At 34.4% G+C, this 4398-nt stretch carries 3 protein-coding genes; 1 reads left to right on the top strand and 2 read right to left on the bottom strand.

Features of this window, described 5'->3' with window-relative positions; all coding sequences use genetic code 11:
- Nucleotides 1-100: 100 nt before the first annotated feature.
- Together EA412_00455 and EA412_00450 are read right to left on the bottom strand one after the other, a co-directional pair.
- Entirely contained in the window at nt 101-1258 is a 1158-nt protein-coding gene (locus tag EA412_00455; protein TVR84317.1) for a cystathionine gamma-synthase, read from the bottom strand.
- A 66-nt stretch (nt 1259-1324) separates the two neighbouring features.
- Nucleotides 1325-2884 carry a hypothetical protein gene (locus tag EA412_00450; protein ID TVR84316.1) on the bottom strand — a complete coding sequence of 520 codons (1560 nt, stop codon included), beginning with the start codon at nt 2882-2884 and terminating at the stop codon, nt 1325-1327.
- A gap of 150 nt (nt 2885-3034) precedes the next feature.
- Here EA412_00450 and EA412_00445 point away from each other — a divergent pair, with 150 nt between their 5' ends.
- Nucleotides 3035-4087 carry a PKD domain-containing protein gene (locus EA412_00445; GenBank protein TVR84315.1) on the top strand — a complete coding sequence of 351 codons (1053 nt, stop codon included), beginning with the start codon at nt 3035-3037 and terminating at the stop codon, nt 4085-4087.
- The last annotated feature ends 311 nt before the right edge of the window (nt 4088-4398 follow it).

Here is a 4398-nt window from a genome sequence, read left to right as displayed (position 1 = left end):
AATTTTAGTAACGTTCTAATTTCTGATTTCTTCATTCAGATGTTCTATTGTTCAATAAAGAAGACCTACTAAATCCGGGATTTATAGTTTATTAAAAGCTTTATTTTTCTAAAGCTTCTCGTAAGTCATTTATTAAATCTTCAACATCTTCAATACCCACACTTAAACGGATAAGGTTATTCGAGATGCCGGACTTCTCTCTTTCTGATTGCGGTATAGCCGCATGAGTCATAGTAGCCGGATGACCAATTAATGACTCAACTCCTCCCAGAGATTCTGCTAAAGCAAATAATTTCGTTTGCTTACAAAACATCATAGTTTCCTCTAAATCAGCATTTTTCAATTTGAAAGACAGCATACCGCCGAATTTCTTCATTTGAGAAGTCGCTATAGCATGATTTGGATGATCTTTTAAACCCGGATAAAAAACACCGTCAACTTTTTCATGCCCCATTAAAAATTCTGCAATTTTTATAGCATTTTCACTGTGTCTGTCCATTCGAATATGTAAGGTTTTGATACCTCTCAGCATCAAAAAGCAATCCTGAGGACCGGGAACCCCGCCACAACTGTTCTGATAAAAAGAAAGCTTATCATAAATTTCCATATCCTTTCCTATAACAGCCCCATGCACCACATCAGAATGTCCTCCCAAATACTTGGTTCCGGAGTGAATAACTAAATCTGCGCCTAAGTCTAATGGGTTTTGTAAATATGGCGTAGCAAAAGTGTTATCAACGCACAGCAGACAATTGTTTTTATGAGCAATCTCAGACAGTGATTTAATATCAATTATGCTTAACATTGGATTTGTAGGCGTTTCTGCCCAAATTAATTTTGTTTTGCTGTTTATTTTTTTAGGTACTTCATCCAAGTTTCTCATGTCTACATAGTGAAAAATTAATCCATAGTCAGCATATACTTTGCTGAAAACCCGGTAAGTGCCTCCATATAAGTCATTAGTAACTACAATTTCATCGCCGGGTTTACAAAGCTTTATAATCGTATCAATAGCAGCCATACCACTGGCAAAGCAAACAGCAAAATTGCCATTTTCCAATGCAGCTAGATTTTCTTCTAAAACAGCTCTGGTCGGATTTTGTGTTCGTGAATACTCAAAACCTTTATGAACACCAACTGCCTCCTGAACATAAGTAGATGTTTGATAAATAGGAGTCATTATTGCACCGGTTACAGAATCAGGTCTGATACCTGCATGAATAGCTTTCGTACCGAATTTATATTTTTTATTTTTCATATTGCAAAGGTATTATTCAAAACTTTGACTTTAAAAAAGCAGTGATTGTTTTTCAAAACTATTTCATTATTTCTCTTTGTTGAAAAGTAATTTGTAGGAAATGTTTTTTATGTGGCTGTCACACCAGCATTCAAAATCAAAATAACTCATAGCAAGCTTTTCCATAGGGTCGTTTTTTATTAAAATCAGCTCCTGCTTTAGCTTTTTAAAAGAAACCGGGATGTCGTGCTTTGAAAAGTGACTTTTGTTAAATGTTAAAAAAAAGTTGATTAAACATGCCTCATATTTATACTGATGCCTTCTCTTTAACACATAACGTTTGGTAGATTTTGTCATGTAGTCAAAAAGAAAATAATTGCCCATTTCAAACTGTATAATCAATTTTAAAATTCTGGCCTGTATGTAATACTGATCTCCGGTAGTTGTTTCTGTATCATAAATCATAATGTCAATCCAGCGGTCAGATTCTTCCAGATTACCGTAAGCAAAATGTATGTATGATATATTGTAAAGTATCACAAGCTTTAGAAAGCGGTTAATTTTATTTTCAAATTTTAGAAGACCGTCTTGCACAACCTTGATTCTTTGTATTGCTTTCTCCCATTGACCTGTATTTGCTAAAATGGCCGGCTCTATAGTTCCGGTGTAACTAAAGATTTGCAATTGAATGCTTTCGGGAACCGCTTTATTTTTGAAAAATGTTTCCGGGGCAAGATTTATTTTATTTATCGTTTCATACACCTCATTTTCATATAATCTTAAATTAAAAAATGCAACCAATAAATTATACAGAGCACCAATATATGAATGAATATTCGCTTTGAGAAGATCCGGATTTTCTTCAAAAAGGCTTACAATTTTCCTTCTGGTATTCAATACTTTTGACCATTCACCCTTGTAACTGTGGAGGTTAGCGATAGATGACAAATAATGAAGTCTGGTTTTAAAGGAACTTTCTTTGAAAGTTAAATTTTTATCTTTTTCTAAGGAGTGCATTTCAAAAACCTTATTAAATTCTTCATCAATAAACCCTCCCTTTTTTGTTACTAACCAATAGGAATGAACTTTTAGCAGCCAAAAGTCTTCTTCTTCATGTATGGTATTCAGTGTGTTTTTACAGGCATCAACTAAGTCTTTAATTTCTTCCATGGAGTTTTTAGAAAAACTGTTTACTTCAAAAACTCTTTTTTTCCAATTTAAAAACTCCAACTTATAGTTACTTTTCCCATACTTCTCAGCCATTGAAATGCCTTTTTGAATAAGCACTTCTGCATGTTCAGATAAGTTTTTGTTCATCAATATCTCGATTTGACACAAAAGCCTGCCTAATTGAGCATCTATAGAAGTGGATGAATGATATTGATCCAGAGATTTTAAAATCAGTTCGTACAGATATTTCTTAATATTTCTGGACTGACTTTTTTTTAAATTCACCTCTTCAATTGCTTGCTGCAGGTTAAATTCTTTTTGTTTGTTTAAGCAGTCAAAAAGTAAAACATATTTGTTTATCTCTCCCTTTACATGAAAACTCGAATACCGTTTAAAATATATTTTTTCATTTTTAGTGAGGGATTGTATCAATTCATACAAATCATACGAAAGGTGTCTCTTGTCCATAATAATCATAGTTTAAGATAAAAATAACTACTTTAGAAACCGTACAAACTTACTTTTTTTTTCTTGAAATACAACTTGTATAATGTTAAGTTTACAATAAGATAAATGGGAACACTATATTTTTAACATCAATTTTTATCAAGTAAACGAATTTGAATTATGCTAACGAGAATTTCATTTCTTTTTCTTTTCATTTTTTTTGGGTTTCAAACTGTTTTTGCCCAAACACCTGAGGTCATTGTTGGCTGGAATATGCAAGGTGTTTCCGGGAATACACCATCTGCACAGGCGCAGTTTATGGTACAAGGCATAAATACGACTGAGAGCGGGTTGCTGACCAGAGGAAGCGGATTGGTTCCTCAATCGTTAAGTAATTGTTTCAGAGCTTCCAACTGGTCTTTAAGCCCGGATCCCAAAGATGCAATATTAGATAGTACTTTTTTTGAGTTTACTATCAGCCCTGCTCCCGGATATATATTGAATATCACGGAAGTGAATATGACAATTAGACAAACTCAAACCGGCCCTCAGTTTTATGAGTTGGTAAGTAGTACAGATAATTTTCAAACGGAAGTTTTTCATGGAACTGTTGGGAATTTGCCTTCCTCAGCTTCAACACCTGTTTTTTTTCAGAGTAATCCTTTAAGTAATGTAAATAGTCAGGTGAGATTCAGATTATATGGATTTGCCGCTTCCAGTAGTGCCGGCAGATCTCAAATTCAAAATGACGCTGCCAGCACAAATGCTCCTTATGATTTAGCCATAAAAGGATATTTAGATCAGGATTCTACAGTGGTTATTTTATGTCCATCGGCTAATTTTTCAGGACCGGGTTCTATATGTTTGGGTGAACCGGTTTCCTTTAACGATCAGTCAACTACGCCTCAGGGGACAAATATTATTAATTATATGTGGAGCTTTGGAGATGGAAACAACAGCACCGGCCAGAACCCTACACATACTTTTTTTCAACCCGGAACTTTTGATGTAAAACTGGTAGTAACAAATGACGATTTTTGTAATGATACTATAGTAAATCAGGTAACTGTTGGCTCTCAACTAAATGTAGTTTTTGATCCTATTCCTTCAACATTTTGTGAAAATGATGCTGAGATTAATCTGACGGCAGATCCTCCGGGCGGTGTGTTTTCAGTTCAGCTTCGCAAGACCCAAGAGCCCAAATTCCAAGAAGACCAAGACCCAAGGAAGTAATTGAAAGCATAGCGGGTCAAGGAGGAATTCAGCCGCGATTTTTTTGTTAACCCTTTTTTTCTAAAAAAAAGGGTTAGGAAGGTATTTATGAAGTCAAATGGAAAATGTAGGAGAAGCTACCTGACTCCGGTTGTCATTCTTAGTGGCAGCGAAGAGTCTCCTAATTAATACGGAGATGCTTCCTGACGTCAGCATTACAGAAAGAGGAGGATTTTTCTTATTAATAAAAAGTATTATAAACCCTCTTTAACTAATTTAAAAACTTCTTTTAAAAAAGGAAATATATCCTTTTTCTCTTTTATCTTTTTTCT

Source organism: Chitinophagaceae bacterium (genome assembly GCA_007695095.1).
Lineage (GTDB): Bacteria > Bacteroidota > Bacteroidia > Chitinophagales > REEL01 > REEL01.
The sequence above is the reverse complement of the archived record's forward strand: the minus strand, read 5'-3'. Positions and strand labels throughout refer to the sequence as shown.

Excerpts from the sequence above, each read along its gene's own strand:
- EA412_00455 (TVR84317.1), bottom strand. The coding sequence starts at position 1,258 with ATGAAAAATAAAAAATATAAATTCGGTACGAAAGCTATTCATGCAGGT.
- EA412_00450 (TVR84316.1), bottom strand. The coding sequence starts at position 2,884 with ATGATTATTATGGACAAGAGACACCTTTCGTATGATTTGTATGAATTG.
- EA412_00445 (TVR84315.1), top strand. The coding sequence starts at position 3,035 with ATGCTAACGAGAATTTCATTTCTTTTTCTTTTCATTTTTTTTGGGTTT.